General features: G+C 52.1%; 15 protein-coding genes. 4 read left to right on the forward strand and 11 right to left on the reverse strand.

Annotation, left to right across the window (positions count from 1 at the left end):
- Positions 1 to 8: 8 nt before the first annotated feature.
- The 5 genes from SJI00_RS20925 to SJI00_RS20945 are packed head-to-tail and all read right to left on the reverse strand — an operon-like array spanning position 9 to position 7,832.
- On the reverse strand, positions 9 to 4,457 hold the full coding sequence (locus tag SJI00_RS20925) for an LPD1 domain-containing protein (RefSeq protein ID WP_322463585.1): 4,449 nt from the start codon (positions 4,455 to 4,457) through the stop codon (positions 9 to 11).
- Between the two features lie 3 nt (positions 4,458 to 4,460).
- On the reverse strand, positions 4,461 to 5,621 hold the full coding sequence (locus tag SJI00_RS20930; RefSeq protein ID WP_322463586.1) for a hypothetical protein: 1,161 nt from the start codon (positions 5,619 to 5,621) through the stop codon (positions 4,461 to 4,463).
- Positions 5,622 to 5,631: 10 nt separating this feature from the next.
- Positions 5,632 to 6,693 (reverse strand): hypothetical protein, encoded by a 1,062-nt coding sequence (locus SJI00_RS20935; RefSeq protein WP_322463587.1) that lies wholly within the window; start codon positions 6,691 to 6,693, stop codon positions 5,632 to 5,634.
- Positions 6,683 to 7,327, reverse strand: coding sequence for a hypothetical protein (locus tag SJI00_RS20940; RefSeq protein WP_322463588.1), 645 nt, complete (start codon positions 7,325 to 7,327; stop codon positions 6,683 to 6,685). The genes SJI00_RS20935 and SJI00_RS20940 overlap by 11 nt, the downstream gene beginning before the upstream one ends.
- Positions 7,320 to 7,832 (reverse strand): type IVB secretion system protein IcmW, encoded by a 513-nt coding sequence (locus SJI00_RS20945; RefSeq protein ID WP_322463589.1) that lies wholly within the window; start codon positions 7,830 to 7,832, stop codon positions 7,320 to 7,322. The genes SJI00_RS20940 and SJI00_RS20945 overlap by 8 nt, the downstream gene beginning before the upstream one ends.
- An 86-nt stretch (positions 7,833 to 7,918) precedes the next feature.
- Here SJI00_RS20945 and SJI00_RS20950 point away from each other — a divergent pair, with 86 nt between their 5' ends.
- Both SJI00_RS20950 and SJI00_RS20955 read left to right on the forward strand, forming a co-directional pair.
- A complete protein-coding gene (locus SJI00_RS20950) occupies positions 7,919 to 8,425 on the forward strand; it encodes a hypothetical protein (protein ID WP_322463590.1) in 507 nt (168 codons plus the stop codon).
- Complete coding sequence (locus tag SJI00_RS20955; RefSeq protein ID WP_322463591.1) at positions 8,418 to 10,784, forward strand: DotA/TraY family protein; 2,367 nt, start codon at positions 8,418 to 8,420, stop codon at positions 10,782 to 10,784. The genes SJI00_RS20950 and SJI00_RS20955 overlap by 8 nt, the downstream gene beginning before the upstream one ends.
- A gap of 69 nt (positions 10,785 to 10,853) precedes the next feature.
- On the opposite strand, the gene SJI00_RS20960 is transcribed toward SJI00_RS20955, so the two are convergent.
- The 5 genes from SJI00_RS20960 to SJI00_RS20975 form a co-directional block, all read right to left on the reverse strand.
- Positions 10,854 to 11,714, reverse strand: a complete 861-nt coding sequence (locus SJI00_RS20960; RefSeq protein WP_322463592.1) for a hypothetical protein — start codon at positions 11,712 to 11,714, stop codon at positions 10,854 to 10,856.
- A gap of 1,299 nt (positions 11,715 to 13,013) precedes the next feature.
- Positions 13,014 to 14,099 carry a ParM/StbA family protein gene (gene parM, locus SJI00_RS20965; protein WP_322463593.1) on the reverse strand — a complete coding sequence of 362 codons (1,086 nt, stop codon included), beginning with the start codon at positions 14,097 to 14,099 and terminating at the stop codon, positions 13,014 to 13,016.
- An 8-nt stretch (positions 14,100 to 14,107) separates the two neighbouring features.
- The gene (locus tag SJI00_RS22725) at positions 14,108 to 14,407 is read right to left on the reverse strand and encodes a hypothetical protein (RefSeq protein ID WP_491630671.1); all 300 of its coding nucleotides are present in this window, start codon (positions 14,405 to 14,407) and stop codon (positions 14,108 to 14,110) included.
- A complete protein-coding gene (locus SJI00_RS20970) occupies positions 14,407 to 15,630 on the reverse strand; it encodes an ATPase, T2SS/T4P/T4SS family (RefSeq protein WP_322463594.1) in 1,224 nt (407 codons plus the stop codon). Before SJI00_RS20970 ends, SJI00_RS22725 begins: the two co-directional genes overlap by 1 nt.
- A complete protein-coding gene (locus SJI00_RS20975) occupies positions 15,618 to 16,382 on the reverse strand; it encodes a type IV secretory system conjugative DNA transfer family protein (RefSeq protein ID WP_322463595.1) in 765 nt (254 codons plus the stop codon). The genes SJI00_RS20970 and SJI00_RS20975 overlap by 13 nt, the downstream gene beginning before the upstream one ends.
- An 846-nt stretch (positions 16,383 to 17,228) precedes the next feature.
- Between SJI00_RS20975 and SJI00_RS20980 the strand changes: the two genes are divergently transcribed.
- Entirely contained in the window at positions 17,229 to 18,557 is a 1,329-nt protein-coding gene (locus SJI00_RS20980) for a hypothetical protein (protein ID WP_322463596.1), read from the forward strand.
- Between the two features lie 3,925 nt (positions 18,558 to 22,482).
- Here SJI00_RS20980 and SJI00_RS20985 read toward each other — a convergent pair.
- Complete coding sequence (locus SJI00_RS20985; RefSeq protein ID WP_322463597.1) at positions 22,483 to 23,424, reverse strand: hypothetical protein; 942 nt, start codon at positions 23,422 to 23,424, stop codon at positions 22,483 to 22,485.
- Between the two features lie 596 nt (positions 23,425 to 24,020).
- Here SJI00_RS20985 and SJI00_RS20990 point away from each other — a divergent pair.
- Positions 24,021 to 24,506: a hypothetical protein gene (locus SJI00_RS20990; protein WP_322463598.1), complete on the forward strand. Its 486-nt coding sequence runs from the start codon at positions 24,021 to 24,023 to the stop codon at positions 24,504 to 24,506.
- Positions 24,507 to 24,511 lie beyond the last annotated feature (5 nt).

The raw sequence follows: 24,511 nt of genomic DNA on the forward strand, positions 1-24,511 counted from the left end.
GGCTTTTTTTATCGCATACCCCTATAGCTGGGCGCAGGCGTTCCCGCCGATCTATCTAGTTGATCATCTGACGGCAGAGGGATGTGTACTGATATTACCCTTGCAGCAGCCTGGTTTTCGCTTCTGACTGCCATTTCACCCTTCATGAATGCCTTGAACAGATCCTCTGCTCTTCCCACCCCCAGTAGCGAAGCTACAGTACTGACGTCATCTACAAATCCCCGTACCTTGTAGAACTCGCTGATGCGCTGTTCTGTCAGGTCGAGCTTGCCAACAGCCCAGAGCTGGAAGGCGTAGGCCTGCATTTCAGCAGGACTACATAGCGCAGCATTTATAGCCAGTTCCGGCAACTCATTTTGGCGCATCGCGTCAACGACGTAACCTCCAAGAGCGCTATTTGGGCTGAACGCTTCCCTCAGATAATTTCGCTCCATGGCGGTCAACAGCTTCGCTTCGCAAGCGTGCCAGGCCTCGTGGTAAACCGTTTCATTATCTGCATAACGCTCGTTCAGCCCGACCACATCTAGAGCGGCTCGATAATAACCAGCCTTACCGCCTTCTTCACTAAAAAGCATGAGCTTAGGTGCCGACCGAGCGAACAGACGGTTCAACTCGTGACTTGCAAGCTCTACCAAATCTTTCGAGGTAATAGGGCTGTAGGATCGGTCCTCACTGTGCAATACGGGCATTTGGATGTCACCCATCATCGGGTGCGAAACAGTTCTCACTTCAAGCTCGATCGCTTCTAGTAACGGCGTAACCCAACGGTTGATCCGCTGCAGGTGCTCAGCATCTGGATATACCTCGCCCCCAATCCCGTCTCGCACTAAATAATCATTCCTTTTTCCTTGGAATGCTAATTGATCGGCGAACCAGATTTCCATGGCGCGTGCAAACATCTCACATGGCTCAGCGTAGTAGGCTGAGGTGTCAAGCGAGACCTGCATCATGTCAGAGAGCTCAGTATAATTGTCGATGACAGAAGCGTCCGCCCCTGGTTCTGGCTTACGCATGATGGCCACTTGCAGATCTCGAAACGCAGATCGCACGGACTCACGGAGGTTGGAGTGATGAGTCACAGGCATCGGCCCTTTGCGTTGCAGGGCATACCCGAATGTCTCAAGTAGATCCTGAGGCTTGCCGGTGTGTATGTGGCCATAGTGATTGGCGAGGGCATGGAAGTACTCGTGAGCGAGCGAGCCGTCGCCCGACATTCGTGTGAGGTTCATTGCATAATTTGCGGGTTCGAAATGCGCAACGGCACCACTACCTCCCTGGCCTCGCGAGCCAATGCATAGCCCCAGACGGCCGCCCAGGCTCAGTGCCATAGGCTCCCAATTCATAAGCCGAGCAAAATCCATCATAGAGTCATAGGAGAAATTGAGGTGCTTTTCGCGCTCCTTTTGATTGGTCCAGTTCCCGTATTCAACTCCGCTAAATCCGAAGGTTTTTAAGAAGTCTTCTGAAGTTACTGACACTCCCTTGCGGTGATCTTCTCCAACCCGCACCACCTCATCCCTAGCAACTCGGGATCCCGTTGCTAGCCTGGTCACCTTTTTAGATTTCAGGAAGTCATCCCAATTAGCCTTGTCAAGCAGCTCTCGCATGGCAAGTGAGCCAGAGAAAGGCATGTACTCTTTCAGACTAAAGCCGTTCATTCCTCGAATTTTGAGGTCACGGTCTTGATATGTGCCCCGAACAATCTCGTCGAAGCATGCTCGCTGAGTGAGCGACCTGAATTCTGCATCGAGCTGGGCGCCGTTAATGTGCTTAGTGTCATAAAGATCGCTATCTTCTATCTCACCTCGCCTTATCTTCCCAACTAGCTCAAAGACCCCGTCACGAATGGATGCTACTAGGTCAGCGAAGGCCCTGACATGTTGCGACGACAATGATTTTGGTGTCTTTGGCATGGCCTTCCAAAGGGTGTCGATTGCGATGGCAGTATGCAGGTGAATCCCCTGCTCTTTCATCTCCTCAAAACTTACGCGTGGCCAGATCATTTCCCGCTTAATGTAAATAGCTTTCTGCTCAGGACTCATTTCTAGAGCATGCGCAAGCAGGTCAACGCGACTGAAGCCCCGAATGTCCTTCCGCGCATAGCCGGCTACCACGCCGGTATCCTGGTAGACGCCGGTTGATTTTTCGATCACCTTCTCGATGCTGGATCGTTCTCCCGCAAGGAGGGTACATAAGTCAGGGTCTGAGAATGCTACAGCATCGAAAACGGCAAACTTTGCCCTCAGTCGGTACCGCTCCTTCGTTTCCACAAGAGCCCTACCGAGAGTGGCGTCACGACTTTCAAGCACCGCGTCATCACTAACCCGGACCTGCCAGCATTTCAACTTGTTACGACCGTCACCCATGCCAACTGCCACCACCACTCCTTGACCGCCTCGGATCTCATTGGCGACAGTGGTGCATGCTCGCTTCAAACCATTTTCGCTCCACCCAGAAATACGCCCCTGGTAGGAACGCATTAATTGGTTTCTCACCCACTCTACGAGCGAAGTATTGTCCGCCTGACGTGTGGCTTCAATTGCCTTGTGTAGGCGCGGAAGTAGAGTAAATGTCTCAACTCTCCTTTTCGCCAGGCGTAGCTCGCTATCGTTATCCCCGGCTAGGCCGTTCACAGCTAATTTTTCAATGGTATGGAGCATGGCCTTCGCGGCTGCCTCATGCTCAACATGAGGTGAAAAGCGAAGGTGGGCGCCTGACACGCTGGAAATACCCTCTGCAGTCCTAATAACCTCGGCTATTCCGCTGCTTTCACGCCACATTGTGAGGTGCGCAAAAGACAACTCCTTTCGAAGAATGCTGATGGATCCATTCGCTGAGCCGCTCTGGATCTGGGTCAGTATTTGGCTAAAGTCTACTAATTCAAGAGTTGTACGGGTGAGGCCAAGACTGAGCTCACTGTATGCAACACCATCGGAGTCACTGGGTACAGGTCGGCTAAAAATCTTGAGGTCGGTATCCGACTCCATCATTGGACCATGGATGGATGTTTTTGCGACACCGTACTTGGCACTTGCTACGGCTGCGAGCAACATCAGTTGTTCAGCGGATACGCCTGCGCCGAGGTCGGCCTCGCTAACGTATGTAAGCGCATTGGTGAACCTGTGTCCTTTGCAAAGCGCCAGCGGCACAGCGCGCTCTACACCAACTGCATGCCCTAGCGCTTTGGATTGCACCTCGAATGCTCTCAGGGTCGCTCGAAGGTCAATGTCGACTAGATTCGCCGACTTCCCTAAATCCATTACAGCGCCATCCATGACGGGCACTGACTTCACTCCACTGGCAACCATGTAAAAGCCATGCTCATTGAAGTTTCCTAGCCGCAGCATGACCTCATTGTCGTCCAGACCATGTCGAGAACGCCCTAGACAAAATCCAACCCCTATTGAGCCGTAATAATGCTGTGAGAGTGCCTGTATGGCGCCTTCAATTTGATTGAGCATCTGCTCTACCGACTCCACTACCTCAGCTAGCTCAGGTTCATCCTTAGCCGCTATAGCTAGATCGGACCGCCAATGGTCTCCTGGGAAGTAGATGCTATTGCACACAAATGCCAGCGCAGAACTCCGGACCTCATTTGTGAAGCTGGAGAAGTCCAAACTCGTTGGAACTGTTGGTTCTGTGGGTCCTTCGACTTGGGGCCTCTCGATCGGTAGGATTACGGGCTGTTCAATGTCGAGGTTCTGAATTTGGTGCCTCTCGATTCTGCCAAGGGTAGACACGCATATGCCACCTACGAATCGAGGACCATTCTCGTACACCCACGCTTCTTGATCCCCAGCACGCATGGGAGAAGCCAGGCGGCCAGACTTTATGATATCCGATGCGTCACTCCAGTTTACTGAGTCACCAGTACCAAGAATCAGCTTACCGCGAGGCAGCAGCTCATCGACAGGCACACCGTCCCATTTCATAGCCACAGCATATTCTAGTGAGTCACCCGTCAATCGTCCTTCGTGAAGCATTCGCGCAAACGCGAGTTCAACGACAGAATCGGCCTCGGGGGTTGTGTCGCCTTCTATGGCAGATTCAACATGCGACCAGGCAGCGGCCTTTGACTTGACTCCATGAAAGCTCAGCTCAAATAGAATGGCGTCAATATTTTTTTGCCAGATATTGGCGATTTCGTCTTGCAGGGCTGCTGGTACAGCTCGTTCAACGAGTTCCAGTCCATCGCCAACCAGGTCATCAGTCCGAAAACCTTTTAGGACGATTGCAGGCGAGAGGTATTGGAATTCGGATTCAGTAATCGGGCCAAGACGCAGCCATGCACGGCTCCCCTTCTTAAAACCAAGATCATCGAGCCGCGCACCCCACTCAGCGGGTGCGCATTCCACCGTCGTTACAAGCTGTCCCCTGACGACAATGGGATTGAACTGAGCCTCCGGGTGTACGCCCCAAATTGCTGGCATAGAGACATCGCGCATAACCTTGCCCATTGGTTACATCCCAGGGCGCTGGTTGAAGCCAAGCTTGTCCGTCACAGCTCTGAACAGTTGTTGAAGCATCTCGCCGATCCTGTTGAGCACGCTGTCCAAGCGTTCGCTGAGTTTCTTGCCATTGTGATCTTCTAGCGAGTCAAGAATCAGCTTGTGCTTGTCATTGAGGCTCTTAATTTTCCGACCAACTTCAACATCAAGCTGGTCTGCAGAAAAGCCTGCAGCTGCGCCAGCGACAAGTGCTTTCTCAGCCTTCGTCGAAAGGTTGCCGACAGATTGCACGAGGTTATCAACTTGCTGTTTGTTCTCAGGCCTCGACATGAATTCCTTAACAAATTCTACTTTGTGCTCGTCTTTGAGCCCATTCAATGCCGAGGTGAATCCAGCGCTGTCGAGATTATTGAGTATGGTATCCATGTCGCCGGTCAGCGTACTGATTTCGCCTGACAGGCGGTGGTACTTGTTGCTGGCAACACCATTGGAAATGCTAGCACTTCCAGCCTTGACCATGTTCCCCAACGCCATCAAACCAGCCCCACCCAGTAAACTCATGCCCTGAATAATGCCGAACTGAGCTTGCTGAGCCTGCTGTACCTGCGGACTTGCTCGGTCTCCCTGCGCCATAGCTCGCTTGACGCTTTCATCGGTGTCGTTTCCCAGTTGGGTCATGGCAGCATTAATTGCAGCGTTGACAGAGGCATCCTTGGCGTTGAGGCTCATCCCATGAGCATCTTCTGCAACATCGGGCTCTCCGCCCGGACCCTTAGACTTGTCCCCGAATGATTCTCCGAGTCGCTCCATCAGGCTTTCATTTGGACCAGGTCCTGCCGTGGTCTCGTCCGCGATCTCCTCAGAGGAGTCTGCCCCTGGCAGAGCATCGTCTGAAAGATCGTCCTCTCCGAATGATGCAGAGTCGAGCAAATCGTCTTCTGAGAGCGTGGAGTCCATTCCAGCGTGATCGGACGACTCTTCAGTGGCGCTTTCAAAAGCCCGATCCAACAGCGATTCGACATCGTTCAGGTCCAGGGTCGGCTCAACGCGGGAACCTGCATCTTCGCGAGAAAGAGATTCCATTTCTCGGACAGCGTCGAGCTCCTCATCTGCCGAAAGCTCAGTGCTCATTCGCTCAGATAATCTGGCTGCCAATTCGTTTTCAACACTCATTCAACGCCCCTTAGCGTGTTTTCAGACCGTCTTTAGAAACTTCGCGAAGCTCTTTCATAGCCATCAATTTATTACGTTCGTAAGCTAGGTTATTCGCAATACCCTGCTGATGCAGAAGCTCTGCTGTGGCGAGCAACTGTTCTTTTTGCAACTGAATTTGGCTAACGCTTGCGCTTTGTTGTTTGATCCAAGTTTGAGACAAAGCGCGATAGCTGTAGCCTAGCTCGTCCACTTGGTATTTCGAGAGCTTCCCTGTGGTCCAAAGTTTTTTGGTGTCAGGGTCCATGCTTTCAGTTAAATAATCCAACTGCTCTTTAAACGAGCCTGAATTGATGTACTGAATGCGATTACTCTCGTCTTTGTCTAAAATGAACTGTGCGGCTTGCTGTCGCGCAGCCAGGACTTTCATTTGGGAAAGCCCCTCCCGTTCACCCTGCGAGCCCTTTTTCTCGATGCGCTTGACTTCTTCATCGGGAGGGAGCTCAACAGGGAACGGATTGGTAGTAGCGTCCCGTATTTCTCTGTGCTTGGCAATTGCCTGGGCATCATTGGCAATTGGAGCATCATCAATGACCGTCGTAGGATCCGTATCGTCTTTTGCAAAAACTTCGATTACCTTGGTAACCGAATACTCTTTTCGAGATTCGCCAGGTGGTAGGTTTACGCCACGCTCATTGTACTGCAAGGATTTCTTGCTCAAGGCTTTGCGAACAGTATTTGCTGCTCCTTTAGCGCCCGATCGGATGTTTGCAGTTGCGGTTTGTGCACAGGCCAAACGAGGTTTAGCGATAGAAGGATCAGACACATATGCGTTCTGGATGCGCTGCTTGGTAACGCCATCTGCAGTTGCGATCGCTGTTTGGAGGGCAAGCTCCGTGCGCATCACGTAATCGGCAGCGTTCATCTGAGCTTCAGTCTGAATACGTATAGCATCAATGATGCTGTGTGCAGCGTTGAATGTTGCATCTTGGCAGTTATAGCAGTAGACAGGAATGCCCGTTGCACTTACCGACTGAGCTCCAGCCAGCAAGGCCGCAGAAATTGCAATGTTGAGTAAACACTTAGAGGCCATTCGCAGCATCCTTAACAACGTCCCTAACACTGTTTTCAACACGCGGGAGTCGATCGGGTGTAACAGTTGGGATCTTGTCAGCAACACCGCGAGATTGCTCGTTCATTACCTCACGGGCTTTTGCAGCAGCTGCCTCCATGACTTTATCCCGCACGACAGCACCAAAGTCGTATTGCTCGACTTGAGTGCCGCCCTCGCCAGTGGTAGCACCGATGCCAACTGAGGCGATGCCGTAGGGGTCAGATACGTTAAACTGCATTTTCCCTACCACGCCACCGATGAAATCGTTGGCGTACTTGCAAGCCATGTCTCGGATCTTCGCCATGATTCCGCTCATGATCGCACCCGTAGAGGGAATCCGCATGCGTAACAATGTATCCAAAGTATCTAGAATCGGAAGGCAGCTTGCATCTTTTACAGAGGGAGCAGTTTCAATTTGCTTGGCAAGCGGCTCTTCAAGATTAACCTTGTAAATACCTACTGCCAACTCGTTCATCTTTTTTTGATTAGCCGCCATCATCTCATCTATATCGCATGCTGAGTCGACCATCGCCTCGTCTGCTGCAGCAGCCACCTGCACGCTCATAGCCAAACTGGCGCACAGCAAAAATGCAGCTGGCTTTAACTTAGACATTTCTCGTGTTCCTAATCGTTCGGATGGTTTCTGTAATTGCACTGGACCGGCTATTTCCAAAAACTAGTCCAAGAAGTTCGCCACGATGAACCACCAGAACCCGCTCATAGAACAGATCAACGTACCGGCCAGGATCACCACCAATGCGACCTAGGGCCAGCACAAGGCGGTTAACGAAATTTGGAGAGTTGCGATCCATAACTTCGAGCACCCTAAAGAATCTTGACGACGTCACCCAGGCCAGCAGCTCGGCTAAGGCCGATGCGTTCTGGGGCTTGTGCACATCCTTGACCCATGATTCCTGTTCGCTTAGCTCAATGAGGCGATTGAGCATCTGGATGAGTTCAGCCTCGCCATCCTGGCTCAACCACACCTCTTGGTGATCCATCCAGGTCATAAGTCGGGCAATCGACGCGCCGACCTCCTGCCATCTTGTAGCCACGACCGAAGCGTCCAAAACGCTTGGTTCGTAGCCGCCTCCTCGGGTGCTGGGTTGGTCGAGCAAGGTACCACCTCAAGACGTTTAACAATGTATCGTATTCTTATACCATAATCGCAAGGCTAGCCTAAACGCCCCCAGTGAGATAGATCATGGTAAGAAGCGAGCATCAATCGCAGCCTTTTGAGGCTGATGAAGACAAGGTTGCACAGCCACCACCCCCCAAAAAGTCGGGCGCGCTCATGGGATCGGTCAAGTTTGTGCTTGCCACCAAAGCCTGGTCCAACCAGGCGTCAATCCTTAAGAAAAGAGGATCCTTCCCCCTGCTGCGCACCGTCCTTAATAACAACGTTGTCTCAAACAGGGTCATCATCCCCACGGAGGTGATCAGTGATCATCTGATCGCCAAGTCGATAATCGGCCATCGCCTGATGGTGGCCGCAGTCACAATCCCGCTTATCTATGGGCTGGTTTTGATACCTCGTGGCGTTGCCATGGGGCTGAAGATTGGTGACTGGATGAATTCCAACCTGTTTTTAGGTGTACCACTGCTTCTCTACTCGGGCATGCGACTCATGATGAGCACTAAGGTTTTGAAAGCCCTGAATGAGGAAAATGCTCGACGTAGAGCAGGAGAGTCAGGAGAGCCCAATGAGTAGTACGAGGGCTTTTTCTCTGAAAACTCTTACATTGATCATAGGAGTCAGCTGCCTGGTTGCGGCCCAGATGGCCTTGGCGGACGACACCTTCAAATTCAGCTCGCTATCGGCCACGTCAAATGCCACCTATGACTTCGGGCAGAAAGTCATCAACTGGATCACGTATGGCGCAGACACAGGTTCCCACGGCGAGAAGTCTCTCCTATCTGTCCTATCGCTGACCCTGAACACGATCGGCGCTTTCATGATGGCCGTACTTCTTGTTGTGGGTGGCGCCAACTACATCATTCAGACTGCGAACAAGGGGGTACCAGGGGGTCAGGTCATCTCGTCGTTCTGGATGCCCCTGCGAATGGCTGTAGCAAGCATTCTAATGGTTCCGCTAACATCCGGTTTTTCGGGACTGCAATATGGCGTAACCAGCATCGCCGAGACAGGCAACACGCATGCGAACGTATTGCAGGAAGCTGGACTAAACTACATATATGACTTTGGCGTATATAGGTCCGCAGCACTGATTAACGGCGAGGATGTAGTATTTAGCTGGGTGGCGTCTGAAGTTTGCCGTCAGTATATTAACTCATATACCGGCGATCAGACTATTGGTTATGCGGTAACTACCACGGGTAACATTTCAACTGGTTTTGTCAATAAGTTCTCTTATCCATATAACGAGTCCACCAGCTCATATCGCGCTGCCAACCCGCGCACCGAATATTGCGGTTCCATCACAATTGCAGCACCTGCTAAGGGCGAAGTTCCAGACAGCACAGGTGTTCTTGAATTTTCCAAGAAGGAAGATATTTCCCAAAAGACATCCTCCGCTGCACAAGCAAAAGTGCTCGAACTCATGAAGTCCTTACAACCATCAGTTGCCAAGGTCGCGTCCCAGATCATGTCTGACCAAAACGCGCTCAAGTCGATGCAGTCTAATGGTTCTGGAGCACAATCAAGCTTCGAAAAAGCTCTCAAAGAAGCAAGGGGGCAATCTAGCGGACTTATCAGAGACTTGGAATCGATTCTTCAAAAGTACAATGAAGGTCGTCAGAGTATCGTCGCACAAGCCGTCAATAGCGCCAACACTGCTGCAAAAAATGGTAATGACTGGAAGAAGCAAACCATCGAGTGCGGGTGGGCTTGCCTAGGAACGGTGTTCTGGCAGATCAACAAAAACCAGTCTCAAATCAACAGTCTGGCCCAATTCATGCAGGCTACTACAACTGACCCTCAGATTGATGGTGAGTGGTCTACCGATCAGCGTCTGCAAGAGCTTTCGCAGCGCATCAACGCATTGAAGACAGGCTATGCAGCATCTGGGGCCTCTGTTAGCAACCAAACTACAGGTGGCACCATCCCATCATTATCGGCAATTGCAATGTCTGGTTCCGATGGTGGAGATATTTTTGAAAAGGCTAAGATGGCTTTGTACAACGGGCTGAGTGCCATAACTAAAGCCGCACTTCAGATGAACTCACCTGATGACTTGATCATTAATGTTCAGTACATATCATCTGTAATTGGTTCAACAGCTGAAGCTTTGTATTTAACTAAAGGCGGTATTTTTGTTGGTGCGGTTATGGCTGCTAAAGCAGCCGAAGCAGCAGGCGAAGCTGTGTCCTCTAACCTCTTCAGCTGGATTCTACCAATTGGGATGGGGGCGAAGGCAGCTGGGGGGGTGGGGACTGTAGCAGCGGCAGGCATTGAAGCTTTGTCTCGATTCCTATTTCCTTTGATTGACCAGATGATTGCAATCCTAATTGGTGTTGGCTTTGTGGGAGGCGTTATCCTTCCAACAATCCCTTTAAGCATCTGGTTTATGGGCGTGATCTCTTGGATGCTCTTTTACATCGAATGCTTGCTGGTTTCTCCATTCTGGCTTGCTGCTCACGGCACTGCAGAAAAGGAAGGCTGGGGCACCGAGCACACCCGTCAGGGGTATATGCTGATGATTGGCTTGTACCTCAATCCAATTCTACGCGTAGCTGGGTTCTTCGCCATTTTCATTGCTCTTAAACCAATCGCATACCTCGTTGCCTGGTTCTTTGACTACGTTCAGGGCGTTTTAATGTCCGGCTTTGTAATGTTGTTCTCGTCAATAGGTGCTGTTGTAATCTGCATTATCTTCGCATACTCAGCCATTGTCCGTGTGTTTGGGCTCCCATCAGAACTATTCGAGAAGGGCTTGCGCTGGGTGAACGGCGGTCAAGAGGTGACGGGTGACGGACACAGCGAGGAGAAGGCTCGGGGCAACTTCATGGCTTTCGTTTCCAAGGGCGAGCATGCTGGCTCCAAACCTATGAACATGTCCTATACGCCAAGCGGGATTGGCAAAGCCGGGGAAGCAAAAGGAGGACGATAGAAGAAGGAGAAAAGAACAAAAAAACCAGCCCTAGTAGGGCTGGTTTTTTTTTGCCACATGAGGTTAGAACTATTGAAAGAATGGTACTGCAAGGCCCGATGCCGCCATCACAAAGAAGCCGAACGAGAAAAATCCTGCTAATGGATTGGACCCAACAACCATCAACTTGTAGAACCAGGTCCCTTGCTCCGGGTGGTCAAACAAGATCCCATCATTGCTTGCGGTTTGAAGCCAGAAGCGCATCATGCCTATCCCAGCTACCTGAAAGGCCAATACAGACACTACCGCCAGAACCGCGACCGCTGACACACACTTGAGGGCCTTGGAGATAAAGTCACCCAACCCATAGCTCAGGGTGAAAACATCTATGACCCCGCTCATTAGCTCCGATGCCCTACCCGCCTGCCAAGGCAGCACATAGGCCCACTCAAGCATGATCACACCGAGGATGGCGCCTGCCATTATTAGAGGGTAACTCTCTCGTGCATAGGCGTAAGCCGAAAGCTTTCCAGCAACAACAGAGTTGCGCAGTGCTGCGATCGATCTAGGGCCAAAGGCCAGTAGCAATAGAACGCCGACCACAAAGCAGCCCATACCGACCTTCATTTCTTGGAAGCCTATACCAAAAAAGACAAGGGCAGAAAACCAGGCTGAGACTTTCCATAAGGGCCACACCTCTGTGAACCAGTTACCAGCGCTTGTGCGGTTGTAATAGAACCTGAATTTCCGCTGACTACCTTCCCCTTTCGAAGTCAGGCCCAGTGCGCCATAACGCTGCGCCAGGCTGACCAGAACCTTCGACTCTATGCCAAGGGCACCAGCCTTCCAAGGAACAACGATCAGGGCATGCGGGTCAACGTGGACCGACTGAGCCGCTTCATCCAGCAGTTCATTGCAAACAGAATAGCCCCGTGGCTTCCTTACACTCATCCCTTAATCCTCAAAGCATCTTGGGTTTGCCCTGATCCTATGATGCAGGCAACCCCCCCAGAACGTCAATATATGATTCCTAGAATCATATATATTTAGGGCAAGTTCCCTGTTAAAGTGACTGGGTATCGCTCGCCCACCCCGTTAGCAAGGTTACCCATGGCAAGACCAAGCATTGAAGGCACCCATGTCTCTCCCACCGCCTTCCAGATCAGACCTGAATTGCTCGATACCCTGATAGAGGGAGCCTCAGTCCTGGCTCGGAGAATTTGTGAGCTACACCCAAAAAAGCGAGCCCCATCTCCAAGCAGGGCGCACTGGCTGCGAGTGCTGATTGAGTTCGCTTCGATCGAGCTCGACATTGATAATCTGCGTTGGGGTATGTATTCGGATTCCGAGCCAGTCCCATCTCTACAGGCTCGGAACCCCCATGCGACATCAGCCATTGCGCAAGTGATACAGCCAACGGACGGGGCTGTCCGCGTGAGCCTCAGAATTTCGGATGAACATCGGATCATCCTCAGAAAAATTGAGTGCGCTGGCCAAGCTTTGGACTGGACAATGGACTTCAATCCCACTGCAGTAATGAATCTACTGGTGAAGCTGTTTGGCCAAAAGCTCAACCAGGCGTTGCTCAACGGGTCCTATCCTCCCCCAGAGCGAAGCTCTCTGCTGGTTACAAGCGTAAAAAAAGGGGCCTTTTAAGGCCCCTTCATGCGTCTATTACTGCCCCATCGCGCTCAATGCATTTCCGCCCATTGGCCTTCTCGGCTTCGGAGCGTTGGAAGCTGGCTGAGCTCGGACCTGCTCTTCCGCTCGATCTTCGCTGTTAACCGGATGGCTAAACTCATGCTGCCCAGCGTGAGAGAGTTCCAGGTTGGAACTTTGGGAAGTCCGGGACTGGTTGCTGCGTGTTGCTGGTTCGCTTGGAGCAGCAGTGATACTCGGCGGCGCCAGGGTAGCCTGCTGGTACTCCCCCCCGTTACCGACATGAGCAGCATGCTGCTGGACTGCTTGTTGCGAAGGTACAACCCCACCTGGTACTTGAACGCTAAAGCCGATAACAGGCTGCCCCTCCTCCTGGCGAAGCTTGCTTTTGAGTGCATCTATCACGAATTCGAGGAGTGTGTTAGAAGCCTGCATGCCTTCAATCATAGTGATTAAGCGGTTGCGCTCCGTGTTGAGGGCGACGTCTTGATCTGTTGCACGGAGCATGACCTGTACGCGTGCAACTACTTTTCGCGCTGATTCGACTTTCCTACGTCCTGTCATCTAACCATCTACCAAGGTGGGAATAAATCAGGCCGAGGCCTGCTGAGCCTCTTGAGCTTTCATGTACTTCAACACTCCACGAGCGTTGGAGAACTCGTCGCCGACCGTTGCGATAGGGACTTCCTTTTGTAGCTCCTCGGCGAACAAGACAGCACCACCTCCCACAAAATGAATCACATCAAAGCTATTGATGTCGCCTGCTTTGGTACGGAGATAGCTCACGATTCGCTGAGTCACCCCACGGATAATAAAGGCTACATCCCCCTTGAGATCTCGTGGTTCACCTCCTGCTCTGTGAGAGCCAGTCTCCATGATTCTGGCGATCGCACGAGGCGAAAGTGAAGACTCGTGCCCTCCGCCGTACTTCTTTTGATAGGCACTATTGATCTGCTCGCGCACATCGTGAACGCCAATTTTTTCAGTACCGGAATGCCCTTGGTCGATCTTGATGTTGCCGTTGACCATACGGATGCAAACGATGTCAGTTGTTGAACCGCCGATGTCTACGATTAATGCATTGCCATCGTTCCCGTCGAGGTCGTCATAGCCAGCCGTAGTATTGCATTCATCATCCATGGCCCAATCATAAAAGGCGCTCATGCCCTCAGGGTAGACCTTCGCTGAGATGATATTTACCTTCTGCTGGCCCTTCTCTGCCACAACGTTGTTCTGCATGAAGTTAAGCTGGGAACGCTCTACATAGTTGGTCTTGATCGAGCCATCCTGACCGTAGTAGTCGCGGAATGGCAGGGTCACACCAATTGAAACTGACTTACCCGCCAGGCCAGAGGCGACCAGAGCATGATGCATCAGCACTCGATTCGCCTCCACAAACGGATAGTCCGAGTTACGGAGTTCCAGTGGGGAAGTATTCGCTGGGCTACAGGTGTATGTGGCCAAGATAGACCCGCCGTCGTCATACACGTGGTAGGAATCCTCTTTCTCACCGCCCACACCAGTGAGGGTCGACCCCCCCACCTGGATGTTGGTTTCGACCTTCGTACACTCGATTTTCCCTTCCGCATTGTAGTAGGCGGTTTTATGGGAGGCATAGCCGTTGTCGTCAGCAGCGATGATCATTTCGGGGGCCTTTCTGGAAGCAATGGGTTTCATGGTTTATCTCAGTATTTGGCCATTCGGGCCATTTTTCGTTTAGTCGATCTGGTGCGCATCGAGCCTGCGCATTTGCGACGTAGCCGTTTGAGTGCATACATTACGGTCCATCCCCTACGCTCCAGGAGCACTAAGGCTAGGACGATGGAAGAGCTGATTTTCAGTGTGATCAGAAACGGCGCTAACGGCAGGATCAGCAATGGAACGAGTACGCTCGTGTGAGCCTCCATAATCTTGACGCTGATCTTTGACTGCTTGCTGCAGAATGCCGTGTTGATCTGCTCCCCCTTGGATGTGGTTAAAAGCATCAGAAAATCTCCGCTTTCATCTCTCTCTCCAGCGACCCCAGCGTGGCCTCATCAATGTTGCCCAGCTCAAACTGACGCTTTGCAGATTCGAGTAAGCTGATTCCCTCTCGCTCCGTTGCTTCCTTGATAAGCAGTGGCACCTTCTCAATGTCACAGCGAAGGAGCTCATTGCGAATGCTCTGGGTGAAAGCCAGTGCAGACCGAATAGCGACCACGCCAATCCCATCCTTATGCCGCACCAAGCGCTGGTGTACGATCAACCTGCAGTTATCGATGAGGGCATTCGTCATGCGAATCCTTTCATCTGCAGGAAATTCGTCGACCATCCTCGCGATCGTCATATGCACATTCGACGTGTGGGATGTCGTGTAAGTGGTGTGAGCTGACATTGCAGCGAGGACAGCGCCAGCGATTGTAGGGCGGTCCCGCGCTTCACCGAAAACCACTTGGTCTGGGTTTCTGCGCAGCATGTTACGAACTGCCAGTGCGAAGTCCTTCAAGTGAGCCCCTTGGCCCGGTATCCCGATTTCTGACTGGACCGCCTGACCCACCCGACCAGGAATATTGTTTAGGTCATTCTCGATCGGCGCGTAGTAGGTGACGATTCGTTTCGCGGGGTAGCGTGTAAGGTTACGCATCAGGATCGAGTCTAGAAGCGTTGTTTTGCCAGACCCTGTGGGGCCGGTGACGATCACGATTCCAGAATCGGGTTCTGAATTATCCTTGATGTAATCTTCTACCTCGAGCGCGTCCAAAGGAGGGATGGGCTTACCCGTTGGTCGAAAGATCAGCTCTAGCCCACTGCTTCCATTCCTTCCCAAGCAAGCTGTGGCACATGCGCGTATACGGACTGGTCTGGTAACCACACGCTCAAGCACGTAAGCAAAATCTCTAGGCTCTGCCCGCGATACCTCAAGCGGGGCGTTAGGATCTCTAACCATTTCCGCCAACAAGCCTTCTACCTCGGATAGATAGAATGGGCGCTCCCCGAAGCGGTAAAGGCTAGCCCCTGTCTTCATGACGATAGTGTCGTCCGTCACAATGATGAGGTCAGATACCTTTTTCTCAACGCAATAGGCGAGAAGCTTGTCCAGGTAATCAAGGTCGATCTTTGCTGGCATCGGGAACGGAGGAGCTTGAAGCACAGTGTTGGCTACCAACGACTCGACTACACCTTCGCGGCGCCCCTCGGCGGCCTCTGCGTGACTGGTTACCTTGTCCATATTGGCGCCCATGTCTGGCTTTGGGTGAAGTTACCCAACTGGCCGATGCCAATGATTTGCTCGCCGACATTCATGGTGCGGCCCTGGAATGTCACTTTGGAATTCACCACGGTCAGATCGGCGGGTTTGAACATGCCTCTCGATTCTAGTGTCAGGTACTGATGACGCCCTTCGACAGCCTTTGCCAGCTGATTCACTCGATCGTGAAACATTTCATCCGCCTGATACACACCAGCATTCCATCCTTCCATAAGAGATTTCTTCCACTCGGATGCCTCGTAGTCATCCCGTGGGTAGAGCGATTCATGTGGCAGCTCGGGCTTTTCGAAGCGCTGGTAGACGTAGTCGCGCCAGGTGGGGACTGACGAAACAATCTTTGCCTCTTCTTGAACTGTGTAGGCGACCTTCACCTTATGGACTGCGCCATCTTCCTTCGTGAATTGGTCACGGGTCTCTGTGATGGCAGGGATTAGAAGGTGTCCATCTCGGACGAATTGGGCCAAGTTGAACGCAACGTTCAGCTTGGGCTCAACAGCATCGAGGTAGTCAGTGATCATGCCGTACCGGTATGCCAGACCGGATTGGGCACCAACCCGCAGCCCTTCCTGGCGCAGCGCATCAGTTCGCAACTTGCCACCCTCATCCTTAGATAGCTCCTTCTGATCGCGACCTTTCAATTCGCCGATCTGCCTGAGCTCCACTGAAGGCTGGATTTGAGCTGAAGGCATCTCAGCAATAGGAAAATCCACCATATCAACTCCGTATCAAGATATTAGACGTTGTCACTGTGGGCATTATCCCACCTCAAGGGTAAGCCTTCAAAGGGAACCTCTGTGGTACGGTACCACAGCATAGTAATTCTTGTGCCACCGAAATGGCAAGCTTGCGGTCCTACCTGCTCCATTCCGTGCCACAACAACCACTTCGCATGGCTTTAGGATGGTGTCAGTATAGCCACGCAATGACTACGATATTCCCTATCTCACCCTACTCTTTACTTGCCGACACAAGGTGGTAATTACGTGGTGCTGTTGTGGCACGGGAATGCATCATGAAATCATGTGGCAGCTAAATACATTTCTTGTGGCGTTTCCGTGGCATACAGAGGACGGGTTAGCATTCTGCGCGGCTGGCAGTGGTGGCGGGTTCCAGGCTGGTATCGGCGACATTGTCCAGGCATTTTTGCGGCCTGCTCCACAGACGGGACCGCACGCCGCGCCTACCAAGCATGTTCCTAGGATCATTCAATTGACCAGTCATGGACCGCCAGGGTGAGATCCTGAGATCGATTAACCTCATCAATTAGCTTCCCAGCGAATTGCGTATTCAGGCCTGCGTGGCGGATGTAGGGCCGCTTGTACCCGGCTTTGGACCTTTTATGTACCTAGCGATGGACTTTTCTTGTACCTAGGTTAGGATTGCCCTTGTACCAGGGTCCGGACGTCTCTCAAAAAGTCCCGAATCTATTACGTTTTGCGGTTTGAAGGTGGTACACCGGAAAATAGTTAAACGTCCGGCCAGCGCTACATTTGCCAGCAATCAGTGGGAAACGTCAGCTTGAGATCAGGCTCGCGTTAACTCTTTTACGAGCGCCATCTATGCCAATCAGTAGCGACATTGAACTACGAGCAATCGGTATCCTCACTTCGTTCCAGAGCGAGCGCCCCGAATTAGAAGCGTTGACGCCAGGCCTGGGGGGCGCCTCTGCAGCATTCAGCGTTGACGCCCCCTCCTCCGCCAGCGATATCAAAAGCGTTGACGTCGCAGCCTTTACTCGCTGGCTTGACCGCCGCATCGCCGTGAAAGGACTTGGTGAGCAAACTGCCCTTTGTTATCGCAAATGGGTGGCGAGCTACCTTGAGGAGCAGGGTCATGAGTCAACCTCCAAGCTTCGAGCGTGGATCCCCCCCAGCAGGCGTGAGCGTTTAAAAGTTGAGGCGGCCGAAAATCTCGAGAACGTGCTACTCAATGGCATTGACGATGCCAAGCTGTTCGTAGCGCTGACGAAGAGGAACCAGCGATACCTCTCGTACGTTAGCGAGAGCGTTTGGGAGCTATTGAAAGATGAGCTTTTTCCGGTAGCGCGCACCAAATTGGAGGAAGAGAACCCATCCAGGAACAGGATTGCTGGCATGGAGACCGCGCTGTGGTTTGTTTGCACTCTATGGACCGGCTTGCGTCCCCACGAATGGCCAACTGCCCGCTACCTTCAAGATCACTACGATCCGGATACGCACCTGTCCATGAGGCGTGTACTGGAGGTTCATACGCTCAAGCAGTCTGGTAGACGCGAGGACAACCCTCTCAAGGACAAGCGCTACCTGGTTATGGATGACTGGCCAGACAACCAGGTCAACGTGCTGAAAATGTTTTTGGACATCGTTTACAAGCACGAGGATGCTAATGAGTTTGGCGAGTTCTACGACCGGCGCAGGAAGCTTTTGCAGCGCGCCTGGGCCAGAGTTCTAAAGTTCCATGGAGGTACTATCCAGCACCTCGGGGTCGCAGTCTCACCATCGAATAAAGCCAAGCTAAAACTGATGGCCGCTTCGACGAGCAGCCCTGGCGTACTCGATGGCAAGCCCCTCTGCTTTTACACTGCCCGCCATGTGTTCGCCGAAGAGGCCCGTCGCAGTGGTTCATTCAGTAGGTATGACATTGCCGCTCTGCTTGGACATTCGATGATCACCAACCAAAGCTACTACGGCCCAAGGAATGAGCACCTGGAGCGTGAGCATAGGTATGCATTGCCCAAACCATGGCCTGGGGAGTCTGACGCCATTGCAATGTGGGACCAGACGGCAAACCCGTTGCGAGGACGGTTCATGAACAGGGACGACCTCGCTCAGTCGGTCTTGGATACGGAGACAAGGAACAGAAACCGTGAGGATGTCGACGGTATATCTAGCTTCTGGCTGGGTCTGTGATGTTTGAGTGGTGGGGTCTGCAGGGCCCTTCCATTATCACGTTGGCTGCAGCATAATCCCCCAGCGCCCTCGAAACAGGGCTCCTTCCGAAATGGATCGTACGATCCACAGCATACCCCCTCCTCCAAGCTATCCTAATTAAACGAAAACTGGATCGTACGATCCATCAAGGATTTTCGTTTGGATGGTACCCCACATTCTAAGTGCTGGACCCTATGCCACGCCCCGCAGCACAGAATAGTGCGTCGTCGTCAAAGGGCTTTCAGCGCTGACGCCCAAACGCTTTGAAGCGTTCCCTCTAAAAGCTCTTTGAGTACACGATAAAGGCTTCCACGCGTTGACTCGAACATCCGTTCTGAGATAACGCTGAATGTTGCTGGGATCAGGGTGATCGTTACGAACGCAGCTCGGGGTGGAACGTTCCCCCCTTCGAATCCTTGCGTATTTGGTGCATCGCATCTTTGCGTATGTCTAAAGTTCCATGTTGGAACTTGCTATAAAGTACGAAGCCGGGTGCCGGTTTGACGGTCACATCCGTCAGGTTTGTACCCGGCGTGGGGGGCTGGTGTGGTTATGACACCTCAACCGCTTGCGGATCGTATGATAGGTCAGCCCTCAGTCATGAATCACCAGGGATATACGTGACACATAGTGCAGCGGCGGGTTATGCACTGGAGACACATGACAGTGATGAGATCCACAGGCACGCGCCCCTTCAGGTCAGTTGGTCTGCACTTAGAGGTCCTGCAGCGTATGCAACCAGTGCTCCATTTTCTATGAATTGCTAGGCTGAGTCCTGCCGGTTGCTCATGCGGTGCCAACCAAGGTGCATGACCATAGTCATGCGGAAGCTTATAGTTGGACGCGTGAGCTGTATGGGAATGCCTTGCCTCGATCGCTGCGGGGTTGGCATTTATCCAAAGTGCAGGTCGGGCCAGGATATGTTGAATTGTCGTCGAGAGTCTTCACTTAAGTCCTAGCTTCACCATCGATCTCCGCCAGCATCCAATCCCAGTGGCTGGATGATCAGCAACTCGCATCTAATTACGCTAGGTAGATGACTTGACGGGCTAATGCATTCACAGAAGTGCTACAGCCTATACATGGATCCTCAAAACTATGAGCCCCACTCTAACCATTGCCACGGACGGATCCGTCTGTGCCGTCATCTATCCCAGAGGGGTCTCTCACAAATCAGCGCAAATACAGACTCTAGAGGACTATCAAAATCCTTCTGGAACGGATATCCCTGATTCGCTACACCAGGGGATGACGCCTGGCGTATCGAAAGAGGCCGGAGGAATAAATTTGGCGAACACTCTCACCTACCGCAAGTGCCCTGCAGATGTGCAAATTCGTTGCGGAGAGGGTATTTCCCAGGACGGCTGCCCCTTGAGTGTTCGTGATCAAACCAGCCCCTGCCCGTTAGAAATCAAATTCAGCGCCAGCATCACTCGCTAGCAATGACGGTGGGACTAGGTATTTCCTGAAGGGGCTTGAATAGCCATATCTGCTTGTGAATGGCGAATTGAGTTCCTACCTCCTGCTAGCTCACAGTAGCTCAAGCAAGATGCAGCCCTCCCGATCCGGCGACCTTTATATAGATCTGGGCGCGTCATGGATGTCTTGGTATCGCTACCTACATTCGCTCACTCGGTAATCCAACCTAACCTCCGATGTGTGCCTCGTAGTAACCCCCTGCTCAATTAAGCAGCTTGACCGTCAAGAACCCCACCATTGAAAGATTTTGGAGCCGGATTAAGAAGACCTCATTGTGAAAACTTTAATGGGCTCGATAAAAACGAACATACCTGCAGGATGAAGCTAAAAAAAAGGATGGCAGGATCTGGATTTACGAAAGTTCCAAGCCATCTCACTGGTACTATAAATAGCCGTACGATCGCTTTTAAGGGCTACGCATGGAAGTTCCAGCTTGGAGCCTGCCACCGCGAAATATAATGCATTACTTCTGGCCGCCCAGCCTGAGCAGCCCGAGAAATCAGTCTGTAGGTACACCCATTTACTCAGGTTGGGTGCGGAGTTCCACCATGGAACTTTTGGCGCGTCCCTTGAGAAGGGGGCATGAACTTCATGCGGGTCTAGTTCGAGCTTCTCACGACGACTCAAGAGTGACGCCATCGCATATCGGTGAGCCCATTTCCCAGGTCAGCCTTCAGAATGCTGGATATCATTCATGTGAAGGCCGAGCGGGACGGTAGCTCTTCGATACATTTAGGTTGGAAACCCGCTCTCGATGGCTTGGCGGCACCCTCAAGGGACGAAGGCCGATCTCTAGGCTTGGGGGATTCGATGCAGTATGGATCGTTGCTCATAGGGATTCAATCAAGCCGGTGGTGCCCATATGAGTTCCAAGCTGGAACTATGGAATTCTTGAGCTCTTAGCGTCAGCGAATGGGCAGATGGGAACTTGCAGCGCCTATAGCGTAGAAAGACCCAGCATGTTCAGACCTAGCCAAGAAGCTATTCAGCCTGCTTTGACCAGAGCTAGCCCTGCTACATCTCAATTTTGCGCAACTGGTGAAGAACTCAGGCTGCGTTGTTAAGGCACAAAAGTTCCATGCTGGAACTCTGCGGCAGATATCGTCGAGTGGCCATCGCCTGCTACAACTGCCGTCGCTAAGCAAGTCACCACGGAACCAAAGCAAGCCAGCCAAGATTGACGGCGGTGATGCAGAAGCAGAGTTACGCGCTTTTGGTGACAGGCTATAAAAAGACTTCTGGGTCAGGTGAATGAGCAGTCTCTGCAATCGACGCTTCAACAGACACTCAATGATTAAATTCAGCGGCCGGAGTTCGAAAATGAAACATAGCTTCATGCCTCAGATTTGTCGCTGAGCGGCAATGCAGTGACATGTTTCAAGTGCCCTGTTACCCCCAAACTGCAGCAGAAGTCATTGTTGCTCTACTGGCACAGCAATGGACTGCAGGCGCGCCCAAGCGATTGATGGCGGACAGTGACACTGGTCGTCAAGTCATCGGAGTGTATTGATCAAATAATCGAACTCTCAAAATGATGTGCAACTCCAGTCCCAAATTTCTCAGCCTAAGCGCTGGCAAAGGCATTCCTCTGGTGGGGCCAGGACAAGTCGAGTTGGATTTCATCGCGGGACTGGTCCATAGCTAGGCTTCTTAAAAATCAGCGGCACAGGGAGTAGTAGTAGCTCACACGTCGATCATTCAAATTGAATATTCCTGCTTGGCATTCCATCGAGGTGATGATGGCAGGTGCCAAGTCGAAGGATCGGTGTAGGGAGTGGATTAAACCCTGAATAGCCTCGTCGGTGCTCAGTCGACTCTGCGAGGGATCTAGCGAGTGGTCTTTTTAGATTGAGCACAGCGGCGAGGGAGAGATCAGTGCTGTAGCGCTGTGGGTAGCTACGGATTAGGGCGACTCTAAAATGGCTCACAGCAATCAGTAAACTCTGCAACGTATCTTATCGAGATACGCAGCCTATGCGTGCATACAGAGCCTTAGACGCTAACTCAGAACAGCAATCCGAGTGGTTGCTGCAGGCGTTTTGAGAGTCGTCTAGGAATTCTCGGCGCTGACTTGAATGGGTGCCCTGCGTCACTTTCGATTGCCAGCGGGGAGACTCAAGTAAAGTCTAGTTAGGTGGCAGTTGAGCCGGTATTCCTTCTTCCTATTCTCTTGAAGCTACGCTTTATAGAGTGCCTGTAATTGATATACCGAGGTGCCTGATTTCAAGCAGCCCAAAGGCTCTAGGTTCAGCATTTCAATGATCGAGGCGGATGATTTGCCTGTCGGCAAGGGCAGATGGCCGGTTGAGACTGGAAAGCTAAGAGTGGAAGGGGCAGTTAAAGCCCAAGAAACGGGTTCGCATCTTAGATTGAAGCGAGAATGCTGAAATCGGGGCAGGGGTGTATCTGGTCATTGCGACCAAATTTATTTTGAGAGATTAGCTTTCAGCATTCTGAGGGCGTCGAGGCCAACTTTCCTGCGCTCGGCTTCAAAGGCGCCCTCGCTAGATGTCGGCGGACCCGTGGTGGGGGGTGGAGCCGACTGCTGCGTGTAATTGTTCCTGCTTGGAACTTTTGGCGTCGCAGAGACAGCAGCAACTGTCGCGTCCGTAGCTAGGTTGACGCTCGCAAGCAGCTTTCTTAGCGACGGCGTAGCAGGTGACCTGAGAATAAAGCGATGGAAACTCGGGTGCAGCTTTATGTGCTCTGGGTTGATCTTGGCCCCGCGATAACCACCATGCTGCATCAGGGCTTTGAGGGATGCTGCCATAGCTCGCGCCAGGGAATAGAGTCCGAGCGCCTTATAGAGAGTAGGCGTGATGCCGATCAACGCTACGCCACGGTTGAGGAGACGATGCCTAGATAGGTTTGAAAGCGCCCGCTGTACAGTCCGTTTGCCAAGGCCAGTTCCCACTGCAATCTCACGAACATAGATTTCGCGGTATCGCTTCTTTTTTACGTTAACGCATACACCGCTCACCAGGTCCAGCTTGTCGACGAGGTAGTTGAGTACCGAGACGATGCTACGCCGCAACTGGGCGTGCATCTGGTGGTTGCCGAAGGTTTCCCGCTCAAGCCTGATTCGGGAGCTTAAAGGATAGCAGCTGGTGTCTGTGCACTTAGAGTTCCCGCGTGGAACTGGCAACCCTGCCTCTTTCGCTTCTCGGATCTTTCGATATTCTGAGGCGTGCTTTCGATTTCCGTAGTAATCAAGCGAAGCGTCCCAGCGGAGGCGCCGAACGGTGCGCAAGAACGCCAGCTCAGTGAACACGGTCGGATCAGTGGCAAACAGGCTGATACGGTCTTTGAGAGTCTGCTTGAAGGCGAGAACGCTCATTTGCGGTGATTTAGGATTGGAGGAGGCCATGGTGCACGGGGTTCATAAGCACCTAGCTGAACGACCAGTGACCTAAAGAGCGAAGGAGTGAAATTTTTTGGAGGGAAATGACAATTTTTCGTGGCATTGGTATTGACCAGAGTTCCACGATAGCGGAATATGCGTCCTACAGGGTTTCGCTAAAAACCCTGGGAATCGCATAATCCGGCTTTGCATTTCGACCCCCTAAACCCGCCTGCAAGCGTCTTTGAGGTCCTGAATGTTCTGCCGGTTTTTTTTTGCCCCTACATCCCCCTCATGCCGACATTAATAATCGGCATAGTCATGTGCATGAGACCTTATGGTCACCATGTAGAAGTTCCAAACTGGAACTTACAGCGCTCCGCTAAAAGCGCTTGAGTCTTGCGACCTGGGGCTCTGGCCCTCTTGGTTCGCGTACCAGCGTGGTACGATCAAACGTCCTGCGTGGTACAATTCCGGGCAGGATAACGCACATAATGACTGATCCATTACTGTTTATTTAAACAGTGCTCGTGATTTGTGTGTAAGGTATCGTAATAGGAAACGTTGTTGATGCGGCGTACTCAATTCTCCCCTAATACACCGTTCCATTCAGGAGGCGCAGCATGACTCAACATCAAGACCTTGATGTGCTACAGCATGGCGCCACCGCCAGGCGACGCGGTTTCGGCTTTCAGATCTTCGGTATTGAGGTAGTCACTTTTACCCGTAAGGAGGAGAGTACCGAAACTGTCTTGTGCACTACAGGATGGCGCGGAATCAGCGTACTTATCAGCGGACAAGCCATGTTGACACGGTGGCACTGTGGGGAAATTGCCGAGGGCGGCGTACCCATTCTTATGGCGAATCGAAGCCAGGATTTCACCAGTTACGCCCTACAGTCTCAACGGGTCAGGTTTCTGACGTTGCGCTTAGGCCGCAAGGTAAGCCGCTCAAGAATGGTGGAAATGGTCGGTGACCAGGTGTCCGCTCAGGTGATCGAAGAGATCGCACTGGACAGGGGATTGGATTACCACCAGGTGGTGGTCTCGGACGGTCGGGAAGGGGATGGCGCGGGAATAAATACGACTAGTACTCTCCGCCAACCATGACTGCT

This window comes from Pseudomonas gebzensis (genome assembly GCF_034427815.1).
In the GTDB taxonomy this organism is placed as follows: domain Bacteria; phylum Pseudomonadota; class Gammaproteobacteria; order Pseudomonadales; family Pseudomonadaceae; genus Aquipseudomonas.